This is a genomic window from Bradyrhizobium erythrophlei, assembly GCF_900142985.1.
In the GTDB taxonomy this organism is placed as follows: Bacteria; Pseudomonadota; Alphaproteobacteria; order Rhizobiales; family Xanthobacteraceae; genus Bradyrhizobium; species Bradyrhizobium erythrophlei_B.
On record NZ_LT670849.1, the window covers coordinates 1,302,699 to 1,321,612 of the forward strand.

An 18,914-nucleotide genomic window follows, 5' to 3' on the forward strand; every position below is an offset into this window, starting at 1 on the left:
CTAGGGTTGAGTTTGCCATTCGAAAAATGCATTGTCTTCATTTGAACATGTTAAATCTGAATATCGATGGAGCGGCAGTCGCTTGAACAAGCAAGCTCCCAAGTTAGGCGCGATCGATCTGAACCTGCTGGTGGTGTTCGACGCCCTCATGCGGGACAGATCCGTCACGCGGGCGGGACAGAGGCTGGGGCTCAGTCAGCCCGCCGTGAGCCACGCGCTGACCCGCCTGCGGCACATGCTAAAGGACGAGCTGTTTGTCCGGAGCCCAAACGGGATGATGCCGACGCCGCGAGCCGAACAGCTCGCTACGCCCATCAGAATAGCCCTGGACGGACTGCAACAGTCACTGGAGCCCACGCAGTTCGAACCGGCAACGGCGACGGCGACCTTTCGCATCGCGGTCGACAATTATGCGGCGATCGTTCTGGTGGCACCGATAGCAGAGCACATTGCGAGAAACGCTCCCGGGGTGACGCTGGATTTTCGGCCGAGCGGAACACTAAACATTCCCGATCTGCTGGATCGAAGCGAACTGCATCTGGCGATAGGTCCGCCCCGTGTCCAGGCCGAGCGGTTTTCGCTCAGGCGCTTGCTGCAGGATCAATTCGTCGTCGTGCACCGAAAGGGCCATCCGGCCGCAAGAGCACGGGAGTTCTCGACCGAAACGCTGGCAACTCTTCCGCAGCTTGAAATTTCGTCCGCTCAATTTGGCGCCGACTTTGCAGAGGCCAGCCTTGGAAAATCAAAGCCTGTCCTCAAGCCGGCGATGCGTGCGCCGTTCTTGTCAGCCGCGCAGATTCTGGCGACGTCGGACCTGGTATCGGTGTTTCCCCTGAATATCGCCAGGCACATGACAAAATCTCACGGCCTTGTTCTTCATCGGCTGTCGCGTCCGCCAAAGCCGATTGAAGCGGCCATGATTTGGCCGCGACGTCTCGACAACCAGCCAGCACATGCCTGGCTGCGCGAGCTCATCATCGGTGTCGTAGCCAATGACTTCCGTCGCACATAAGGGCAAGGCAGGCGGAAGTTTGCGAAAGCGCGGAGCTGAAAGGGTATGGCCTCCGAGTGACAAGGCCAGTTCACGACTCCCGGGCATTTGTCTGCGGCTATTGCTGTTGGCGACCTAAACGCGCGGGTTTTTTCGTCTTGAGAAATGCCGCCTCCATGTCCGCCATTGGGCCCTCAGCGGAGTTCGAAACGTGGCCCCGCAAAATGTTCCGAACTTCGGAATCGAGACACTGGCGCAGCGATTGCGAATCCGAAGCTTAGTGAAACCGGTCGCGCGGCCGTTCCTGCGGCCCGCCCGTCGGTTGCGGCGTGGTCGCGGCTTTCAGTTCTTCCGGCGTCACGCGGCAGTCGCCGTTCTTGTCGAAGCGCAGGATGAAGACGCTCGGCTTTTCGACGAACTCCTTGCGCGAGACCTTGCCGTCCTGGTTTTCGTCGAAGTAACCGAAATCGGCGTCAGCGAGACTGGGATCGGCCTTCTTGATCGAGTCGAATTCCTGCCGCGTCAGAAAGCCCTTGCGCCCCTTGTCACCGGAGACAAAGAGCTGCTCCATGAACTTCTTCCATTCGTCGCAGGTGAAGATGCCATCGTGGTTGGCATCCCAGACCGGCGGCCCGGCGTTGAGCAGCGGATCGCTACGGCCGGACTGCGCCATTACCACAGATAAGCCGAGCGCGCTGCCAACAACCAGCACCGCCAAAGTCGCGCCGATGCGAAGCGCCAAAATCCCGTCACGCAAGTTCTCGTCTCCCTGTCGTTAGACGCCAGTACCGCCGATCTGAAGTCCCTGCACCACAAGCGGCGAATTCAATCAGGGACCTTAGATCGATAAAGCGGTACTGGAATCAATAAGTTTGTGAGTAGCCCATGACTTTCCGAAGTTCGTGAAAGTGGTTGCTGCGACGGAGCACGAACTTCGGAAAGTGGGCACTAGGCGGGCGCAACAAACAGAAATAAGCCCGCCGCTTGATCCACTCTGGATCATAAAGGCGGGTTTGTCATCGACGGCGACACGCACGCTTGCGGGCAAGCTTTGGCTATTAAAAAGCTATTTCACCACCGCTGCGGCGTGATGCGGGTCACGCGGGCGTCAGTTCACGGCAGGCGTCAGCGTAGTCGTCCGCGCGTCGGTCTGGATCAGGTTCTGTTCCATACCGCGAAACACCGTCGTTGATTTCTCGGCGACCTTCCGCGTCATGCCGTCTTCGACGTCGAATTCGGCGCGCTTGTCGAACGAAAACACCATTGAACTGACGAGCCGGTTGACAAGTGCCGGCGTGACGCTGTCGCCGGAAGCGGCAAGCAAACTCCGGGCAAAGTCCCGCATGAACTCACTCAGCGCCGCGGGGTCGACGGAGGTGACGTTGACGAATTTGAGCCGGCTCCCGTCCGTATCGGCGTCGACCAGTTCGAAGCGCACGTTCGATTTCAGCGCATCGCCACCGAGCGGATTCTCCGCGGGCTTGATTACCTGCCTGAACTCGCCCGGTTTCATGCCGGTGTTTTGCGCAACGGCGAGCGTGCCGAGCACATCGAGATAAACCGTGGCGGCGCTGCCGGCATCGACCTCGACCAGTTCCGCCATCAGCTGGTCGAACAACGCCCGCGCCGCCGGACGCTGGTCGAATTGCCCGACCAGTTCGCTGGCGACGCTGCGCATCTTGTCCCTGGCCTCATCGAGATTGTCGATGCGCAACGGCTTGCCGCTGGCATCGGTGCTGGCGCGTATCACCACATTCTCCAGCACCTTCATGTAGGCACGGCGCAGCGGCACACTGCGCGCGTTGCCCTCGATGGTCGCGCCGCGATGAACGTAGGAAATGCGAAATCCATCCGCCGTCTTCTGCTCGATCGTCAGTTCAGCGCGCGTCCTCACCAGCGACGTCACGGTGCCGTCGGGCCGCACCTCTTCGCCGCGCGTCTCGGTCTCGACAATCCAGCGGCTGCCGGCTGCGGGATCGTAGACCTTTTCGGCGGCCAGGCCGGGTGTGGCGTCGAACATCGCGAGCGCCGCAACGACAACCGCAAGTGTTCTAACGCGCGCGAAAGCAGGCGTGTTCATCGCCTTATCCCCTAAATCCGTGATCAGCTGATGCGGCCGTGCGCGCGCAGCCATTTCCGGCCGTCGTCGGTGACGACGACCATGGCCTGAGAAGCGGTAGCGCCGGCGCGGGTGACATATCCGGAATCGACGGCGTCTTCCCAGATGGTGAGACGCGGACATGAGGTCCGCCAGGCCGCGATGACCTCCTGATAGGGACGCGGTTCCCGGGCAATCCACTCGACCAGGTCAAGAACCAGCGAATCCGCGGCCTCCACCATCGATTTCTCCTGTTGTGCGCCGCTTATATAGGTTTCCGGAGCCCTAACATCGAACTTCTCCCGAAAGTGTGAACCAGTTCACAGTCGTCCGGAGCGGTTCGTGGTTTGATTCCGTCTAAATCGGCGGGATGCGCGCATGACCTATAACGGCTTTAAAATCGACGCTTTTGAACTCGGCAAGGGACTTTGGCACGCCAGAATCCGGCGCGAGGACTCCGAACCCGTCGTCATCGACGGCGTCTCGTTTCCCGAACTCGAGGTCGGCTTCGCCTGGTCCGACGCCGAGGCCGCCATCGCCGACGCCAAGACCCGCATCGATTACCTCAACCGGCGATCGGTACTGCCGGAGCAAAAGCGGAGGACGGCTCATGCATGAAACCAGGACGAACTCTTCCGCCGACGTCCGATCCAACTGCCCCGATTGCGAAGGCCAGCTCCGCGTGCTGCGCGTGATCGGCGGGCGCGCGGGCGCCGAATACTGGACCATGCGCTGCACCCACTGCGGCGGCATTCACCTCGACATCGTCAACAGCTCCTCGACGACGCCGGCGCCGGCCGCCTGAAGGCCTTCAGGCGCCGAATACGCGCGCGATCGCCGACTGCGCCTCCTGCTGAATCTGGCGCAGGTGCGCTTCGCTGCGAAAACTTTCCGCGTAGATCTTGTAGACGTCTTCGGTGCCCGAGGGGCGTGCCGCGAACCAGCCGTTGTCGGCTACGACCTTGATACCGCCGAACGACTGCCCATTGCCGGGCGCAGCCGTCAGCGCCGCGATGACCCTCTCGCCGCCAAGTTCTTTCATCGCAAGCTTCTCGCCCGTCAGCGACTTGAACAGGCTCTTCTGTTGCGGCGTCGCCGGCGCATCGATCCGCGCATAGAACGGCATACAGAGTTCTTTGGTCAGCTGTTCGAACGACTGGCTTGGGTCGCGGCCGGTGCGGGCGGTGATCTCGGCAGCCAATAGCCCCATGATGACGCCGTCCTTGTCGGTGGTCCACACCGATCCGTCCTTGCGCAGGAACGAGGCCCCCGCACTCTCCTCGCCGGCAAAACCAAAGCCGCCACTGAGGAGCCCGTCGACGAACCATTTGAATCCGACCGGCGTCTCCACCACCTTGCGGCCGATCTTGCCGGCGACGCGATCGATGATGGCACTGGAGACGATGGTTTTGCCGACCGCGCTGTCCTTGCGCCATTGCGGGCGATGCTCGAACAGGAACGCGATCGCGCTTGCCAGAAAATGGTTCGGGTTCATCAGGCCGTTGGAGCGGGTGACGATGCCGTGGCGGTCGGCGTCGGTGTCGTTGGCGAAGGCGACGTCGAACCTGTCGCGCATGCCGATCAGCTGCGCCATCGCGTATGGCGAGGAGCAGTCCATCCGGATTTTGCCGTCCCAGTCGAGCGTCATGAAACGGAAGGTCGGATCGACCTCGTCGCGGATCAGCGTCGCATTCAGACCATAGCGCTCGATGATCGGCTGCCAGTAATGCACCGCCGCGCCACCGAGCGGATTGATGCCGATTTTGACCCCGGAGGATCGGATCGCCTCCATGTCTAGGACATCAGCGAGATCCGCGACATAAGGCGTGATGTAGTCGTAACGGTGCACGCATGATGCCTTGCGCGCGCGCTCATACGGCATGCGCTTGACGCCGTCGAGGTTGTTTTCGAGATAGCGGTTGGCCGCGCGCTCGATCGCGCCGGTGACATCGGTGTCGGCCGGGCCGCCATTCGGCGGGTTATATTTGAAGCCGCCGTCTTCCGGCGGATTGTGCGAGGGCGTGACCACGACGCCGTCGGCGAAACCTTCGGTGCGCCCCTTGTTGTAGGTCAGGATCGCGTGCGAAATCACCGGCGTCGGCGTGTAGCCGTTTCGGTCGTCGATCATCACCGTGACGCCATTGGCGGCGAACACTTCCAGCGCGCTCGCCAGCGCCGGCTCGGCGAGCGCATGGGTGTCGATGCCGATGAACAGCGGACCGGTCAGATTTTTCTCAGCCCGGTGATCGCACAGCGCCTGGGTGATCGCCAGAATATGGGACTCGTTGAAGGCATCGTTGAGTGCCGAGCCGCGATGGCCGGACGTGCCGAACGCCACCCGCTGCGTCGCGACCTTCGGGTCGGGCTTGCCCGCGAAATAGGCCGTCACCAGCCGCGGAATATTGGCGAGCATCGACGGCGCAACGGGTTTTCCGGCGAGCGGATGAATGTCGGGCATTGAATCCCCCAAAAATGACGTCCGGCACTTTGCGGTTTCGCGCACGTGCTGACAACTACTGACAGTGCAACAGATCGTTGAGCTGGTGGTTCCTGACCCTTTTCTCCGACCCGGACTCGTCCCATATTCCGGCCATGGCGAAGTCCCCGAATTCCCCGAAAAAACCCGGCAAAGCCCTCAAGTCGAAAGCGCCAAGTTCTAAGGCTTCGAGGCCCGAGGTGCAGCCGATCGGCCCGGCGCTTGCGGAATTGCTCAATCCGGCAATCAATCGCGGCGAAAGCGGGCTTGGTTCCTCCACCGGCTTGCAGCCGCCGCCGGACAATTCCTGGGACCGCCGCGCCGGCGGCGAAGCGGCCGCGCACCGCGCCCGCGCCTCGACCAAAGGGTTTGAGGAAACCCCGCAGGCCAACTACGGCACCGCCGCCACCATTCCGACGCTCGATCCCGAACTGGCGCGGCAGCTCGGCCTGCCGACCGCCGAGGATGACGAAGAGGCGCTGGCGCGTCCGCCGCGCAGCAAGATGGAGGCGCTCGGCGTCGCCGCCACCGCCGAGGCGCTGGAAGCGCTGATCCGCGACGGCCGGCCCGAATTTAAAGGCGACGACGGCTCGACGAAAATCTGGACGCCGCACCGCCCGCCCCGCCCAGAAAAATCCGAAGGCGGCCAGCCGTTCGTGATCAAATCTGAATATGAGCCGAAGGGCGACCAGCCCGTCGCGATCGCTGAACTGGTCGAGGGCATCACCCGCAACGACCGCACCCAGGTGCTGTTAGGGGTCACCGGCTCGGGCAAGACCTACACCATGGCCAAGGTGATCGAGGCGACGCAGCGCCCGGCGCTCATTCTGGCGCCGAACAAGACGCTCGCCGCGCAGCTTTATGGCGAGTTCAAGAATTTCTTCCCCGACAATGCGGTCGAGTATTTCGTCAGCTATTACGATTACTACCAGCCGGAAGCCTACGTCCCGCGTACCGACACCTATATCGAGAAGGATTCCTCGATCAACGAGCAGATCGACCGCATGCGCCACTCGGCGACACGCGCGCTGCTCGAGCGCGACGACGTCATCATCGTCGCCTCCGTCTCCTGCATCTACGGTATCGGCTCGGTCGAAACCTATACCGCGATGACCTTCGCGCTGAAGAAGGGCGAGCGCATCGACCAGCGTCAGCTGATCGCCGACCTCGTCGCATTGCAGTACAAACGCACCCAAGCCGATTTCACCCGCGGCACCTTCCGCGTCCGCGGCGACGTCATCGACATCTTCCCGGCGCACTATGAAGACCGCGCCTGGCGCGTGAACCTGTTCGGCGACACCGTGGAAAATATCGAGGAGTTCGATCCGCTCACCGGCCACAAGCAGGACGAGCTCGAATTCATCAAGATCTATGCCAATTCGCACTATGTAACGCCGCGCCCGACGCTGGTGCAGGCGATCAAGTCGATCAAGGGCGAGTTGAAACTGCGCCTCGACCAGCTCAACAACCAGGGACGCCTCCTGGAGGCGCAGCGGCTGGAGCAGCGCACCACTTTCGATCTCGAAATGATGGAAGCCACCGGGAGCTGCGCCGGCATCGAAAACTATTCGCGCTATCTCACCGGCCGCCGCCCCGGCGAGCCGCCGCCGACGCTGTTCGAATATGTGCCGGACAATGCGCTGGTGTTCGCCGATGAAAGCCACGTCACCGTGCCGCAGATCGGCGGCATGTTCCGCGGCGACTTCCGCCGCAAGGCGACGCTCGCCGAATACGGCTTCCGCCTGCCCTCCTGCATGGACAACCGCCCGCTGCGCTTCGAGGAATGGGACATGATGCGGCCGCAATCGGTCGCGGTGTCGGCGACGCCCGGCGGCTGGGAGCTCAATGAAAGCGGCGGCGTCTTCGTCGAACAGGTGATCCGTCCCACCGGCCTGATCGATCCTCCCGTCGATATCCGCCCCGCGCGCACGCAGGTCGACGACCTCGTCGGCGAGGTCCGCGCCACCGCGCAAAAGGGCTATCGCTCGCTGATCACGGTCCTGACCAAGCGCATGGCCGAAGACCTGACCGAATATCTGCACGAACAGGGTATTCGCGTGCGTTACATGCACAGCGATATCGACACCATCGAGCGCATCGAGATCATCCGCGATTTACGTCTCGGCGCGTTCGACGCGCTGGTCGGCATCAACCTGCTGCGCGAGGGCCTCGACATTCCCGAATGCGCGCTGGTGGCGATCCTCGACGCCGACAAGGAAGGTTTTCTGCGCAGCGAGACCTCGCTGATCCAGACCATCGGCCGTGCCGCGCGCAACGTCGACGGCCGCGTGATCCTTTATGCTGATCAGATGACGGGCTCGATGGAGCGCGCCATCGCCGAAACCAACCGCCGCCGCGAGAAGCAGGTCGAGTACAACACCGCCAACGGCATCACGCCGGAGAGCGTGAAAAAATCGATCGGCGACATCCTCAATTCGGTCTACGAACGCGACCACGTGCTGGTCGAGGTCGGCGACGGCGGCATGGCCGACGACGTGATCGCGATCGGGCACAATTTCGAGGCGGTGCTGGCCGATCTGGAAACTCGGATGCGCGAGGCCGCCGCCGACTTGAATTTCGAGGAAGCCGCGCGCCTGCGCGACGAGGTCAAGCGGCTTCGTGCGACGGAAATGGCCGTCGTCGACGACCCCACCATCAAGCAGCGTGGCGTCGCGACCAAGGCCGGCACTTACGCGGGCGCAAAGAAATATGGCGAGGCCGCGAACCTGCCGGCAGCGGCGATGAAGAAACGGGGCGGCGGCTCGCGCGAGCGCGATCCGCTGTTGCCCTCGGGCGATGAAATCCGCGGCGGCTCCAAAGTCCACAAGCCGCATCTCGACGAAATGCACGGGCCGGAATCGCTGCCCTATCGCGGCAACCGCGCGTTACCCGAAAAACCCTTCGGCGACACCAGCAAGATCTTCCAGCCAACCAACTCGCAGCAATCCGGCCCCGAGTTCGGTCCTTCCCCTCGCTCGTCCGGCGGCGCGCCGGGCAAGCGCGGCAGGTGGAAGAAGCGGTAACGTTCCAAAACAGCGGATCAGGCTGCGGCCCGTGAGCGGCGGAACCATTCGTCGAAACCGATGCGGCCAAGACGCGCTTGGCCCAACGGCACCAGCGACTGCTCCTCGACCCGGCCGCCCCAGTACAGGGCTCCGGGATCGCGAACGACTTCACGCGGGTCGCCGACAGCTTTCAGATAGCGGGCGATAATTTCGTTGAACGGCGCTCGTTCCGGGCCGGCGATTTCGACAATGCCGTTTCGCGGCGGCGCGAGCGCCACATCGGCAACGATCCCGGCAACATCATCCGCCGCGATAGGCTGGAACAGGCCGGGCGCGACCCTGACCACGTTTCCATCTGCACTCGAAGCGGCGATGGCACCGAGGAATTCCATGAACTGGGTGGCGCGGATGATGGTGTAGGGAATGCCGGAAGCCGCGATCAGTTTCTCTTGCGCAACTTTGGCGCGGAAGTAGCCGTTTTCAGACGTCCGGTCGGTTCCGACGATAGACAGCGCGACATGATGCCGGACACCGACCGCGGACTCCGCCGCGACAAGGTTACGGCCGGAGGTCTCGAAGAACTTCAGCACCGCCTTGTCTTCGAAAGAGGGCGAATTGGCGAGGTCGATCGCCACCTGCGCGCCCACCATCGCCTCGTTGAGCCCCTCGCCGGTGATCGTGTTGATCCCGTTTTTGGGCGAGGCAGCGATGACCTCGTGGCCAGCCTGGCGCAGAATAGCGCCGGTCTTCGCGCCGATCAGGCCGGTGCCGCCGATCACGACGATCTTCATGGTTGACCTCCTTTTTCGATGACAGGAATCCTTAGATAACCGGTGATCTCAAAATGGGTTCGAATGCCGAAGAAAAAAACGCGACCGGAGTACGGCTTTCGCAGAAATCGCAGGGAATGACAGCCGCGAATTCGGAAGCTTCGCGCTCCTACTCCCTGAAAGTAGTAATGGCGGTTGCTGCCGTCATACGTCCCCGACTTCAAGCAGCAGGCTTTGAAACCTGCGTCCGGAGCCGCATGGGCACAGGTCGTTGCGGCCGAGCTTTTCAGTCAACTCGACATCGCCATGGACGACGCGACGTCCACGCTTGACCTGGGTTTCTGAAGGGTAAGACTTCCGCCGCTTACGCGAGATGCTGAAAGCTGGGGAGGTTTTCGAAATCGTCGAGCTTGCGCATGACGGCCTCCATTTGAAAATGCGGCAAGATCGCCGCAGCGCTTCGCTACCATATCGCCTTTTGCGATGGAAGCGCCGACGCTCACCCCTGACCACGCCTGCACCGGCCGATGGGCATGGTTAACACCATCGCGCGACCGACGACGGCAACACGAACAAAAAATCGCAATCCGGCGGCCGAACCGTTTCGGCGCTCTCGCCGACAAAGAACTATTCGGAAAAACGATGTTTCCCATGCGCCTGATGTTCGCCATCCTTGCTGCTGCAACCCTTGTGAGTGCCACGCCTTCACTCGCGCAAACCTGCCGGCCGATGGACAATTCGGCGGTGGGTATCGACACCGGTGTGACGGACCTGATCCCGCAGCGCTGCGACGATCAGCGCAAATGCCAGATGTTCGCGATGGATGGCCGGCCGATCGGCGAGCCGGGCGACCGCGTCGTGCCGCGAACCGCGACCGCCAATGGCGTGGTCGCGGTCGAAAAGAAACAAAGTGGCTTGCAGGGCTACATGAGCGTCGACGGCGCCTGGAAGGTCGAGCCGCAGTTCAAGCAGGCGGGACCCTATTGTGAGAATCGTGCCGCCGTGCAACGCGTCGACAGTCTCTGGGTCTATCTCGACCCGAAGGGTGAGGAAGTCGGCAGCCCCCGGGATGCTGCGGAAGCCTTCACCGAGGGCCTCGGCCTCGTGACGTCTTACAAGGGCGGCCACGATTTTCGCCACGGCTACGTCGACACATCGGGCAAGGTCGTCATACCGGTTACGTTCGCCGGCGCGCGGCTGTTTTCGGAAGGCCTTGCCGCCGTGCTGGTCGACGGCAAATGGGGTTACATCGACCGCGACGGCAAGATGATCATCCCGCCGCGTTTCGCGGAGGCCGACACCTTTCACAACGGTCGCGCCGTGGTGAGCATCAGCGCGAGTTGGGGCAAGAGCGGCCTGATCGATCGCAGCGGCAAATTCGTGGTCGAGCCGCGTTACGAGCAAATCAGCAAAGTCGGTGAAAAATTCTGGAGCGTCGGTGGCATCGATCGCAGCTATCGCGGCAATGGCGAACCGCCGGCTCTCGTCCGGCTGGTCGATGCCGAGGGACACCTGGTTTCGAAGCAGGTCTACAATTCATTCGGCGCAGTGCAGGACGGGCTGATGTCGGTCTGCCGCGACGACCGTTGCGGTTTCATGGATACGTCAGGCAAACTCGTCATTCCCCTGAAATACAAAGGCGCAGGGGATTTTCAGGAGGGGCTCGCCGCGGTCACGTCGGACGGCGACAGCTACGGCTTCATCGATCGCAACGGCAAGACTGTGCTTGCGGCGCGCTACGAAAGCCTCGGACCCCACAAGGAACACTTCACCCCGGGGCCATTCGTGAATGGTCTCGCGCCCGCGGGCTGCAAGGGATCATGGGGGTTCATCGACAAAAGCGGCGCCTGGGCGATCCCGCCGGTCTATCGGTTTGCGGAATCGTTCGACAACGGCTTTGCCAGCGTCGAGGTCAGAGGCGGAACAGCGCATCTGCGCCCCGACGGCAGCGCGATCGACTTCACTCCGGCCGAAATCGACGCCGCAGCGCCGCCCACGCGTCCGTGCGGTGTGCCGCTGGCACGCGCGCCGCATTGACTGGGCTTCTCCTGCCGCCTGTCCGGATACTGCGCAGCGCGTCAGCGATGCGCTGCCAAGCCGGGGCCCAGTTTATCACCAATGGGTCCCGGCTTCGCGAAGCGGTACTACGCACCGCATCGCATCCGGGACACGGCCCTCACCAAGCTTTCACCTGTCCACCGCAAGCTTCTCCTGCGCGGCTTCAACCAGTTTTTGCAGCGTCGGACGGGCTGGCGCGAAGAACGTGGTGCCGGTATGCGGCGTCGAGAAATCGAGCAGCCGGTCATAAGCCCCCGGCGGGTCGCCGATATACATTCGCTGCAACATCTTTTCGATCACCCAGAGATACCGGGAATAGCCGATGAAGTAGGTTCCGAATTCCTGCTTGCCCGGCCGGCCGAAAGGCATGTTGTCACGCAGGATATCGAATTCGTTGCCGTCGGCGTCCGTGATGGTGGCCAGAGACTTGTGCGACTTGCGCGGCGCATCGTCATCGTCGATCTCGATATTATCGATCTTGGTGCGGCCGATGATCTCTTCCTGAAGATGAGTCGGAGTCTCTTTCCAGGCGTTCATATCGTGCAAGTACTTCTGCACGACGACATAACTGCCGCCGGCAAAGTCTCCATCCTCGTCGCCGACCAGCGCCGCGGCCGGCAGGTCGAGGCCGGTCGGATTGGCCGTCCCGTCGACAAAGCCGAGAAGATCGCGCGCATCGAAATAGCGAAAGCCTTCGACTTCGTCGACGACCGTGACGCTGGCGCCAAGATTGTCGAGCAGCATGCGTTCAAACTCGAAGCACATGTCCGCCCGTTCGGCGCGGATATGAAACAGAAGGTCGCCGGCTGTCGACGGCGCCGTGTGAACAGATCCCTTGATCGGTGCGAACGGTTTTAATTCCTGCGGCCGCCGGTCCAGACCCAGTCGATCCCAGAGATCGCGGCCAATTCCGGCAATGCATGACAGCCGGCCCGACAGATCGCGAAAGCCGACGTTCTTGACGAGATCGTCGAGCTCGCCGAGCACCGAGGCGGCTTTCGAGAGCGCCGCTTGGTCGCCACCGACAGTGACCACCAGAAACACCGCCGACGACGATAGCGGCGCATCGACGCTCTGCGCGTCGATCGGCACCCTGTCCCAATTTTTCCCGGACATCCCGAGTTTCTCCGCCTACTGGAAATAACCTACCACGCCTTCACCGGCCGGTTGGCGTGGCTTAGCTGCGGGACGCCGCGGTTGAGCGACATGTGTGAGTGGGTGCAGAGCCACCCCTGCCCATTCCTGGAGAAAATCATGGTCGCGCGTCCCGGCCGCGGGAACGGCTTGCCGTCCTCGTGATAGCCGGTCGAGGTCCAGGGCGCGATCACGATCGCGGTGCTGCCGTCGGGCGAGGCCAGCACCTGCGTCTGATCGAGCGTGAAGCGGAAGTCGGTCGTTTTCGGCCAGACGTTATTCCACTGCGTCTTGAGCCACTGGTCGAGGCCGGGGATGACGTCATTGTGGGTGCCGAAGGCGAGCACATCGGGATGAAACAGCGGCCTTGCCGAGGCGTAATCGACCTCACGCACATAGCCGGAAAAAGTCTCCAGCCAGCCGTGGAAGAATTTCGTGATCTCGGCATTCGCGATCGGCAAGGGATTCATGTGGTCTCCGTGTTCGTGCCCCGGATGCTGCGCAGCGCGCCAGCGGCGTGATGCGCTGCTGAGCCGGGGCCCACGCACTTTTAATCATGAGGTCCCAGATCTGCGAAGCGGTACCATAGCGCGTCGAAGACGCGCGTGAACGCGCTTATGGCACCGCATCGCGTCCGGGACACGAGATACCCTCAGCACTTCGGCTGATTGGGCGGACACTTCTTGGCCGGCGCCGGTGCAGGTCTAGGCGGCGGTGGCGCGGGCCGTGGGGGCGGTGGCGGCGCGGCCCTTGGCGGAGGCGGCGACGCAACCCTTGGCGGAGGCGGTGGCGCAGCCCTCGGCGGAGGCGGTGGTGGGGGCGCACGCCGCATCTCAGGCTTCGGAGGAGGAGGTGGCGGCGGTGCGCGCCTCATCTCCGGCTTCGGCGGCGGTGGTGGCGTCGACCGCGATGGAGTGGTCGTCGTCGCGCCGGATGGCGGAGGCCCACGCCTGTCGCGCTCGCGCACGTTCGGCGAGGTCGTCGGCGCAGTCGGGGTCGTCTGATTCTGCACGACCGGCGGCCGGCCGGGCCCGCTTGGTGCAACCCTCTCCTCGCGCAAATTCGGCTGGCCCGGCTGTGTCGGCGTCGTCAGCCGGTTCGGAGCCGTGTTGGTCGGCGCTGCGGTGCCGGGCGATGGCGGCGGCGCGCCCTTCTGGCCGGGAACGGGCAGCGCGTTGCTTCTTGGCAATTCCTGCCGGAATTCTCTGCCGCCCTGCGGAAGATTGGCCGGCGTTGTACCGGGCGCGGCCCGCGGGTTGATCGACGCGCTCGGCGGCGGCGGCAGCTTGCCCTGCTGGATCAGCGTGGCGCGCTGCTCGACCCGGTTGGGCAGGCTGGGACCGAGCACGCCGCTCCGTGGCCCGCCGGCCGCCGTCACGGCCGCGGGAGACGGCGTCGGATTGTTGATGACCGTGTTGATGACGGTGGTGTTGTGAATGTTGTTGAAGATGATGTTGCCCGGCGGCGACCGCACATATACCGGCGGCCGTACATAGGCCGGGAACGGCACGAAGGCCGGCCGCGGGAGAACAAACAACCCAATTCCCACGCCCACGCCGATCCCAATCGCCACGATCGGCGGGGGCAGCACCACGAAATCATCGGGCGGCGGCCCCAGGAAGTACACCGGCGGCGGCGGTGGCGGCGCGAAAGCAAATTCGGGATCGCCGAAATAAAACACCGGGCGGTCCACATAGGCGAACTCATCCGGCGGCGGCGGCGGCAGGTCGTAGTCCATCACCGGAAAGGACGGCGGCGGCTCCAGCGCCGCGGATAGATAAGAGAGACGCCGCCGCGCATCCCATGCATGCGGTCCTTGCGGATAGCGCCGCAGATACGACCAATAGGCATCGGGCGTATCGGCCAGATAGGTGCGGCGCCACGTGATCGCCTCGCGCCGCGCCGCCAGGATCGCCCTCACCCGCTTCGACAGCGGATCGCCGGCATAGGCGGCCAGAAAATCCTCGTAACCCTGCATGGTGTCGCGCGTCAGCGCGGCGGTGAACGCCTCCTGCGCACCGAGATCGCGGAGCGGCCGGGTGCGAATGGCGGCAACCTGGTCGGGTGAACCCTGCACCGGCGGCGCGTCGGGGGCGCGGTCGAAGAAGGAGAACGGCGCCTGGATCTTCTGGTCGTCCCACGGCACCTGCGCGCCCTTGCTGTTCTCGCTCACGCGCAGCCGCACGCGATCGAAGACGTCGGGCAGCGACAGTCCGCCGGTGCGGATCATTTCGGCGAGCGCTTGCGCGTAGACGCCGTAATTGCCGGTCTCGGGTGGCGCGACGGTGCCGGGCGCCGCGTTGAAGGCAATCAGCATGTTCGGCGACGCGTCCACCAGCGCGAGCCCGCCGGCAATCGGGTTGCCGCCTTCGATAAAAGGCTGCGGCCCCGCCGAATCGAGCACGATGATGCTCGCCTTGAGCGGAAGCGACGCAAGCTGGCGCGTGTAATCGCTGATCCGCAATCCCTCGATCGGGATATCGGTGTCGCGGCCGATCTTCGCATCGACCGGAATGTAGTAGTTTTCGCCGGCGAGTTGGACCACGTAGCCGGACAGATAGATCATCGCCACCGTGTCGGCGGGAGAAGCCTGGACCTTCTCCATGAAATCGCGAAAGCTGTTACGCAAGGCATCCGCATCGAGATCCCGCGCCCCGATGACATCGAATCCCGCGGCCTGAAGCGTTTGCGCGATCAGGCCCGCATCGTTGGCCGCGGTCGGAAGTGGCGCCTTTTCATAGTTGCCATCGCCTACCACCAGCGCGATGCGCTTCTCCTGCGCTGGCTGTTGCGCCGCGGCCGGACCGGCCAATCCCGCGGCCAGGGCCAGCCAAAAAAGCGGCAGAGACAAGAAAATGCTTCTTGCGCGTCGCATCACGTTTCCCCTCACTTCTCAAAGAAAGCAGCTTGAGCGGACGCTCGCTGAATGTCCCCTGAACAGACCGATATAAAGCGCATAAACGAGGCCGTTATGCGCTTCCGGCCATGTGCCCATTATCGGCCATCAAAGTCAAAGCGCCAGCAGCGCCCCGAAGGATCAGCCATGCCGGGGACGGCGGGGAGTGGGTTTCGGTTTCACACACCACCCGCCGAAAGAACGCGAGGCGATTCTTACTTGACGCTTACACGATCTCGTCTTCGCCACTGCCGACAGAGTCTACTGAGGCGCGGCGGAAGGCCCACCCTATCCGGCCCCGGCGCCCGCGTATTCGGGTTCCATCCGATTTCAAACCGGTTCCCATTGAACCTGATCGCTGCGGCGGAAAACAAAGAGATGGGCAGGGCATTCGACCACACGCATTGCAGATACGAGGTCCGTTTCATGTCATCGCTTGCTTTAAGAGAAGATATCCGCCCGGCCACTGACGCCCCCGGAATTTCAATTTCAGCCCGCGCAGCGAGCCGATCAAAGCCCGCGAACGCGTCGCTCGAAGGCATCCTGCTGTTTTCCGGAATTGGCCTCGGTCTGTTGGTCCTTGCCGCGATCTTCAGCTACCTGGAATTACCCCCGCCCTATTTCTGAAAACAGGCATTCGCAGCGCGCCCGCGATGCACTGCTGATCCGGGGCCCATAGTCATGGGATCGGCTCTGCGAAGCGGCACTGTGGCGTCCAAGACGCGCGTGAACGCGCTTGTGGCGCCGCATCGCGTCCGGGACACGAAATTCCGTTTGACATCGCTTCAACGCACACGAGGTGATTTGCCCGTCGCGCCAACATGTCGCAGACGCATTCGCTTGCGGCGTCGGGCAAATCAAAAGCATTTTTCCGCGCGTCCCGCTCTCCTCACAAGGGGCGTTTCGCGATCGTCACGGACGTTGGAAGCGGGATGCGATGGACGCTCGCGATGCGCAGACGAACGCATCGGCAGCGGATGGCGAAGTCGTGTGGTCCTGATGTCTCGACGCTGACATCAAGTTCTCAAGAAGCTGACGCTTCTCGGGAATGACGGTGGCAAGAAAGCCCGTTCACCGGGGAGAGCACGAAGGAAACCGTAAAACCACTCGCGCAGGGAATGCCGGATCGTTCGGCGAACCTGTGGTGGACTTACTCGTGTGCTTTTTCCTTTCGCACGCGAGGCTGCGGGTGAGTCTGATCACCCGGCATTCCCTGCGCCCTCTCGATACGGGGCGAGCGATATTGCGAAACCTCGGGCGTGGGACGTCGCGGGAACGCGGAGTCGCGCCCGTTAGGACAACGTCATTGCGAGGAGTGAAGCGACGAAGCAATCCAGTCTTATCCGTTTCGCTGGATCGCTTCGCTACGCTCGCGATGACGGAAAGGATTTCACCCGCCGTCGGACCCCGAGACCTTGCGGTCCGGATCCTCGTCGATCGGAGGCGGCCATGTGCCGCAGTCGAAGCTGCGGCCCATGCCGGGACAGACCGTGCGACGGAAAGACGGCGCGACCGTGCCCGTGGTCCCGACATCGTTGAAGCCGTAGCTGTTACGGTAATGATGGCTCATTCGCTGATGATGTTTTTTGATGTGCTGGCTGCTCGCTTCGGCCTCGCTCGCCGCAACGACAGCGGTCACCGCCGTCGCACAAACGGCCAACGTCAAAAGCCCGTTCCTCAAGTGGCGCATGCGCACCTCCCGCAAATCTTCAAGTCGGGGAAGGTTGAGCCGCTTCGGCACGTCTGTCGCGTAAATTTAAATTTAAGCGTTTTGCACTGCGGATGCGGGAATATTCCGCTCACCCGCTGCGGCTGTTGCTGCTGTTCCGCACGAGATTGCCGTGCGCGGCCTCGCGCCCGCGCACTTACATCCGGTTCTGGCCGTTATCCTGGCTCTGCTGCAGGCGCTGCTGCTCGTTGGCGCGATGGCGTCCGTAGAGACAACCGGCGGCCGCGCCGAGCATGCCGTGATGGCCGGCATAATGACCGGCGACGCCGCCGACCACGGCCCCCTTCAGGCAGCCCTTGGCCTCGGCGCTTCCGGCTGCGCCGGCGAACGCAACAATGACGAGCAGTGCGGTGGCAATCTTCATGACGATCATTCCCTCGCGGATTCCAGTCAGCATGTGCTGTGCTGACCGGATAATCCGCGACGGGCGTTCGAGTTCCATATCACCGCGCGGCGCCGGGCCTCACACTCTGCAGAAACGCCGCCGTTTCGCGATTCAAAAACTCCACATCGGCCGCGATCGCGCCGCCCGCGGAAGCGTGACCGGTGATGGTGCCGGGACTGATCGTCATCATCTTGACGCCGACGATATTCTTGCCAGTCTCAAGCGGCTCGAATTCCGGATTGAGCAGATCCTTGGTGCCGGTCATGATCAGGGTCTTCGCCTTGATCGAGGCCAGCGCCTTGGCGGTGTCGCCGTTGAATCCCGGCGTGGTGCCGACGTCATGACGCTCATAGGCCCAGGTCTGGTAGATCCAGTCGTTGGCATCCATCGCCTTCAGCATCGCGGTTTCCTGTTGCTCCATCCAGGGCAACGCATCCATGCCGTTCTTGAATTGCGCCGAATACATGTCCGGCGTGCGCGCCGAAATCAGATTGAGGATGTCGCGCATCAGGCGAATGCCCTTCTCCGGCGGCGCGTCGTAATTGCCGCCATTCCAGGCCGCGTCGTTCATGATCGCCTTGCGCGAGGCTTCGACCACGGCGACGCTCCAGGCCGGCGTCTTGGCCAGCGGCACCATCGCCACCAGCGCATCCATGAAATCGGGATGGCTGACGCCCCATTGCAGCGCCTGCATGCCGCCCATCGAAGGACCGACCACGGCGATGACGTGGTCGATGCCGAACTTTTCCTTCAACAGCCGGTATTGCGATTCCACCATGTCGCGCATGGCGTATTTCGGAAAGCTCATCCGCGGCTGCGATTTGGAATTGCTCGGCGACGTCGTCAGCCCGTTGCCGATCGCGTCCGTGCAGATGATGAAGTACTTGTCGGGGTCGAGCGCCTTGCCGGGCCCGATCATGAAATCGATGCGGTGGTGGTTGCCGCCGAGCGCCGTCACCATCAAAATCGCGTTGGACTTGGCGTCGTTCAGTTTGCCGTGGGTGACGTAGGAGATCGCGAAGTCCTTGATCACCTCGCCGCTTTCAAGCTTGAGGTCACCTTCACTGTAGGACTGGTGCGGCGGTTGCTGGGGCGTGTGCGCCGCGGCCGAAAACGACAACAGCAAGCCAAGTCCTGCAGCAAGGCCGGCGGCATGGATGATGCTCTTCACGCGTCTTTCCCCCTGATTGTCCGGCTTCGCGGCCGGTTGCGCGGGACGATAGACAAGCGGGTTCGCGCTGTGAAGGCTTCGAGGTTGTCGGATACCGGGATGCGGCCTTGTGGCGCGCATGTCGGGCGCTCCAGCCGGCAAACCTTCATGCCCGCCATGAACCTTCCGTGCCGTCCGCCGACTACCGAAGGGGCATCCCGC

The 18,914-nt window shown here is 62.9% G+C and carries 18 protein-coding genes; 6 read left to right on the forward strand and 12 right to left on the reverse strand.

The genetic code is table 11. The features are described from left to right. Window positions 1–31 precede the first annotated feature (31 nt). On the forward strand, window positions 32–1,012 hold the full coding sequence (locus tag BUA38_RS06005) for a LysR family transcriptional regulator (protein WP_156898407.1): 981 nt from the start codon (window positions 32–34) through the stop codon (window positions 1,010–1,012). A gap of 256 nt (window positions 1,013–1,268) precedes the next feature. Here BUA38_RS06005 and BUA38_RS06010 read toward each other — a convergent pair whose 3' ends face one another. The 3 genes from BUA38_RS06010 to BUA38_RS06020 all read right to left on the reverse strand — a co-directional run bounded on the left by BUA38_RS06010 (window position 1,269) and on the right by BUA38_RS06020 (window position 3,331). Next, window positions 1,269–1,748, reverse strand: coding sequence for an EF-hand domain-containing protein (locus tag BUA38_RS06010; RefSeq protein ID WP_156898408.1), 480 nt, complete (start codon window positions 1,746–1,748; stop codon window positions 1,269–1,271). A 351-nt stretch (window positions 1,749–2,099) separates the two neighbouring features. Further along, entirely contained in the window at window positions 2,100–3,071 is a 972-nt protein-coding gene (locus tag BUA38_RS06015) for a hypothetical protein (RefSeq protein WP_156898409.1), read from the reverse strand. Between the two features lie 23 nt (window positions 3,072–3,094). Next, the gene (locus tag BUA38_RS06020; protein WP_072817132.1) at window positions 3,095–3,331 is read right to left on the reverse strand and encodes a hypothetical protein; all 237 of its coding nucleotides are present in this window, start codon (window positions 3,329–3,331) and stop codon (window positions 3,095–3,097) included. 136 nt (window positions 3,332–3,467) lie between these two features. Here BUA38_RS06020 and BUA38_RS06025 point away from each other — a divergent pair, with 136 nt between their 5' ends. Then, window positions 3,468–3,707 (forward strand): hypothetical protein, encoded by a 240-nt coding sequence (locus BUA38_RS06025; RefSeq protein ID WP_072817133.1) that lies wholly within the window; start codon window positions 3,468–3,470, stop codon window positions 3,705–3,707. After that, on the forward strand, window positions 3,700–3,894 hold the full coding sequence (locus BUA38_RS06030; protein ID WP_072817134.1) for a hypothetical protein: 195 nt from the start codon (window positions 3,700–3,702) through the stop codon (window positions 3,892–3,894). The genes BUA38_RS06025 and BUA38_RS06030 overlap by 8 nt, the downstream gene beginning before the upstream one ends. Window positions 3,895–3,900: 6 nt before the next feature. Here the strand turns inward: BUA38_RS06030 and pgm are convergent, their stop codons facing one another. After that, on the reverse strand, window positions 3,901–5,547 hold the full coding sequence (pgm, locus tag BUA38_RS06035; RefSeq protein ID WP_072817135.1) for a phosphoglucomutase (alpha-D-glucose-1,6-bisphosphate-dependent): 1,647 nt from the start codon (window positions 5,545–5,547) through the stop codon (window positions 3,901–3,903). A gap of 134 nt (window positions 5,548–5,681) precedes the next feature. Between pgm and uvrB the strand changes: the two genes are divergently transcribed. Next, window positions 5,682–8,588 carry an excinuclease ABC subunit UvrB gene (gene uvrB / locus BUA38_RS06040; protein ID WP_072817136.1) on the forward strand — a complete coding sequence of 969 codons (2,907 nt, stop codon included), beginning with the start codon at window positions 5,682–5,684 and terminating at the stop codon, window positions 8,586–8,588. 17 nt (window positions 8,589–8,605) lie between these two features. Here uvrB and BUA38_RS06045 read toward each other — a convergent pair whose 3' ends face one another. Both BUA38_RS06045 and BUA38_RS38430 read right to left on the reverse strand, forming a co-directional pair. Beyond that, window positions 8,606–9,361 carry an SDR family oxidoreductase gene (locus BUA38_RS06045; protein WP_072817137.1) on the reverse strand — a complete coding sequence of 252 codons (756 nt, stop codon included), beginning with the start codon at window positions 9,359–9,361 and terminating at the stop codon, window positions 8,606–8,608. Between the two features lie 183 nt (window positions 9,362–9,544). Further along, a complete protein-coding gene (locus BUA38_RS38430) occupies window positions 9,545–9,853 on the reverse strand; it encodes an SEC-C metal-binding domain-containing protein (protein WP_276328159.1) in 309 nt (102 codons plus the stop codon). A 129-nt stretch (window positions 9,854–9,982) separates the two neighbouring features. Between BUA38_RS38430 and BUA38_RS06055 the strand changes: the two genes are divergently transcribed. After that, window positions 9,983–11,377: a WG repeat-containing protein gene (locus BUA38_RS06055; RefSeq protein ID WP_172805991.1), complete on the forward strand. Its 1,395-nt coding sequence runs from the start codon at window positions 9,983–9,985 to the stop codon at window positions 11,375–11,377. 150 nt (window positions 11,378–11,527) lie between these two features. Here BUA38_RS06055 and BUA38_RS06060 read toward each other — a convergent pair whose 3' ends face one another. The 3 genes from BUA38_RS06060 to BUA38_RS06070 form a co-directional block, all read right to left on the reverse strand. Beyond that, window positions 11,528–12,514, reverse strand: coding sequence for a Dyp-type peroxidase (locus BUA38_RS06060; protein ID WP_072817139.1), 987 nt, complete (start codon window positions 12,512–12,514; stop codon window positions 11,528–11,530). A 29-nt stretch (window positions 12,515–12,543) separates the two neighbouring features. Continuing rightward, on the reverse strand, window positions 12,544–13,002 hold the full coding sequence (locus tag BUA38_RS06065) for a YybH family protein (RefSeq protein ID WP_072817140.1): 459 nt from the start codon (window positions 13,000–13,002) through the stop codon (window positions 12,544–12,546). Window positions 13,003–13,184: 182 nt separating this feature from the next. Then, the gene (locus tag BUA38_RS06070) at window positions 13,185–15,407 is read right to left on the reverse strand and encodes a caspase family protein (RefSeq protein WP_072817141.1); all 2,223 of its coding nucleotides are present in this window, start codon (window positions 15,405–15,407) and stop codon (window positions 13,185–13,187) included. Between the two features lie 366 nt (window positions 15,408–15,773). Here BUA38_RS06070 and BUA38_RS06075 point away from each other — a divergent pair, with 366 nt between their 5' ends. Then, a complete protein-coding gene (locus BUA38_RS06075; protein ID WP_072817142.1) occupies window positions 15,774–16,055 on the forward strand; it encodes a hypothetical protein in 282 nt (93 codons plus the stop codon). Window positions 16,056–16,818: 763 nt separating this feature from the next. On the opposite strand, the gene BUA38_RS06080 is transcribed toward BUA38_RS06075, so the two are convergent. The 3 genes from BUA38_RS06080 to BUA38_RS06090 form a co-directional block, all read right to left on the reverse strand. Next, window positions 16,819–17,118: a hypothetical protein gene (locus tag BUA38_RS06080; RefSeq protein WP_156898410.1), complete on the reverse strand. Its 300-nt coding sequence runs from the start codon at window positions 17,116–17,118 to the stop codon at window positions 16,819–16,821. A gap of 175 nt (window positions 17,119–17,293) precedes the next feature. Next, window positions 17,294–17,521: a hypothetical protein gene (locus tag BUA38_RS06085; RefSeq protein WP_072825875.1), complete on the reverse strand. Its 228-nt coding sequence runs from the start codon at window positions 17,519–17,521 to the stop codon at window positions 17,294–17,296. Window positions 17,522–17,600: 79 nt separating this feature from the next. After that, window positions 17,601–18,713, reverse strand: coding sequence for an alpha/beta fold hydrolase (locus BUA38_RS06090; protein WP_072817144.1), 1,113 nt, complete (start codon window positions 18,711–18,713; stop codon window positions 17,601–17,603). Window positions 18,714–18,914: the final 201 nt, after the last annotated feature.

What these genes read in the sequence shown, in the direction of transcription:
- BUA38_RS06015 (WP_156898409.1), bottom strand. Translation starts at nt 3,071, where the DNA reads ATGAACACGCCTGCTTTCGCGCGCGTTAGAACACTTGCGGTTGTCGTT.
- BUA38_RS06020 (WP_072817132.1), bottom strand. Translation starts at nt 3,331, where the DNA reads ATGGTGGAGGCCGCGGATTCGCTGGTTCTTGACCTGGTCGAGTGGATT.
- BUA38_RS06025 (WP_072817133.1), top strand. Translation starts at nt 3,468, where the DNA reads ATGACCTATAACGGCTTTAAAATCGACGCTTTTGAACTCGGCAAGGGA.
- BUA38_RS06030 (WP_072817134.1), top strand. Translation starts at nt 3,700, where the DNA reads ATGCATGAAACCAGGACGAACTCTTCCGCCGACGTCCGATCCAACTGC.
- pgm (WP_072817135.1), bottom strand. Translation starts at nt 5,547, where the DNA reads ATGCCCGACATTCATCCGCTCGCCGGAAAACCCGTTGCGCCGTCGATG.
- uvrB (WP_072817136.1), top strand. Translation starts at nt 5,682, where the DNA reads ATGGCGAAGTCCCCGAATTCCCCGAAAAAACCCGGCAAAGCCCTCAAG.
- BUA38_RS06045 (WP_072817137.1), bottom strand. Translation starts at nt 9,361, where the DNA reads ATGAAGATCGTCGTGATCGGCGGCACCGGCCTGATCGGCGCGAAGACC.
- BUA38_RS06055 (WP_172805991.1), top strand. Translation starts at nt 9,983, where the DNA reads ATGTTTCCCATGCGCCTGATGTTCGCCATCCTTGCTGCTGCAACCCTT.
- BUA38_RS06060 (WP_072817139.1), bottom strand. Translation starts at nt 12,514, where the DNA reads ATGTCCGGGAAAAATTGGGACAGGGTGCCGATCGACGCGCAGAGCGTC.
- BUA38_RS06065 (WP_072817140.1), bottom strand. Translation starts at nt 13,002, where the DNA reads ATGAATCCCTTGCCGATCGCGAATGCCGAGATCACGAAATTCTTCCAC.
- BUA38_RS06070 (WP_072817141.1), bottom strand. Translation starts at nt 15,407, where the DNA reads ATGCGACGCGCAAGAAGCATTTTCTTGTCTCTGCCGCTTTTTTGGCTG.
- BUA38_RS06080 (WP_156898410.1), bottom strand. Translation starts at nt 17,118, where the DNA reads ATGCGCCACTTGAGGAACGGGCTTTTGACGTTGGCCGTTTGTGCGACG.
- BUA38_RS06085 (WP_072825875.1), bottom strand. Translation starts at nt 17,521, where the DNA reads ATGAAGATTGCCACCGCACTGCTCGTCATTGTTGCGTTCGCCGGCGCA.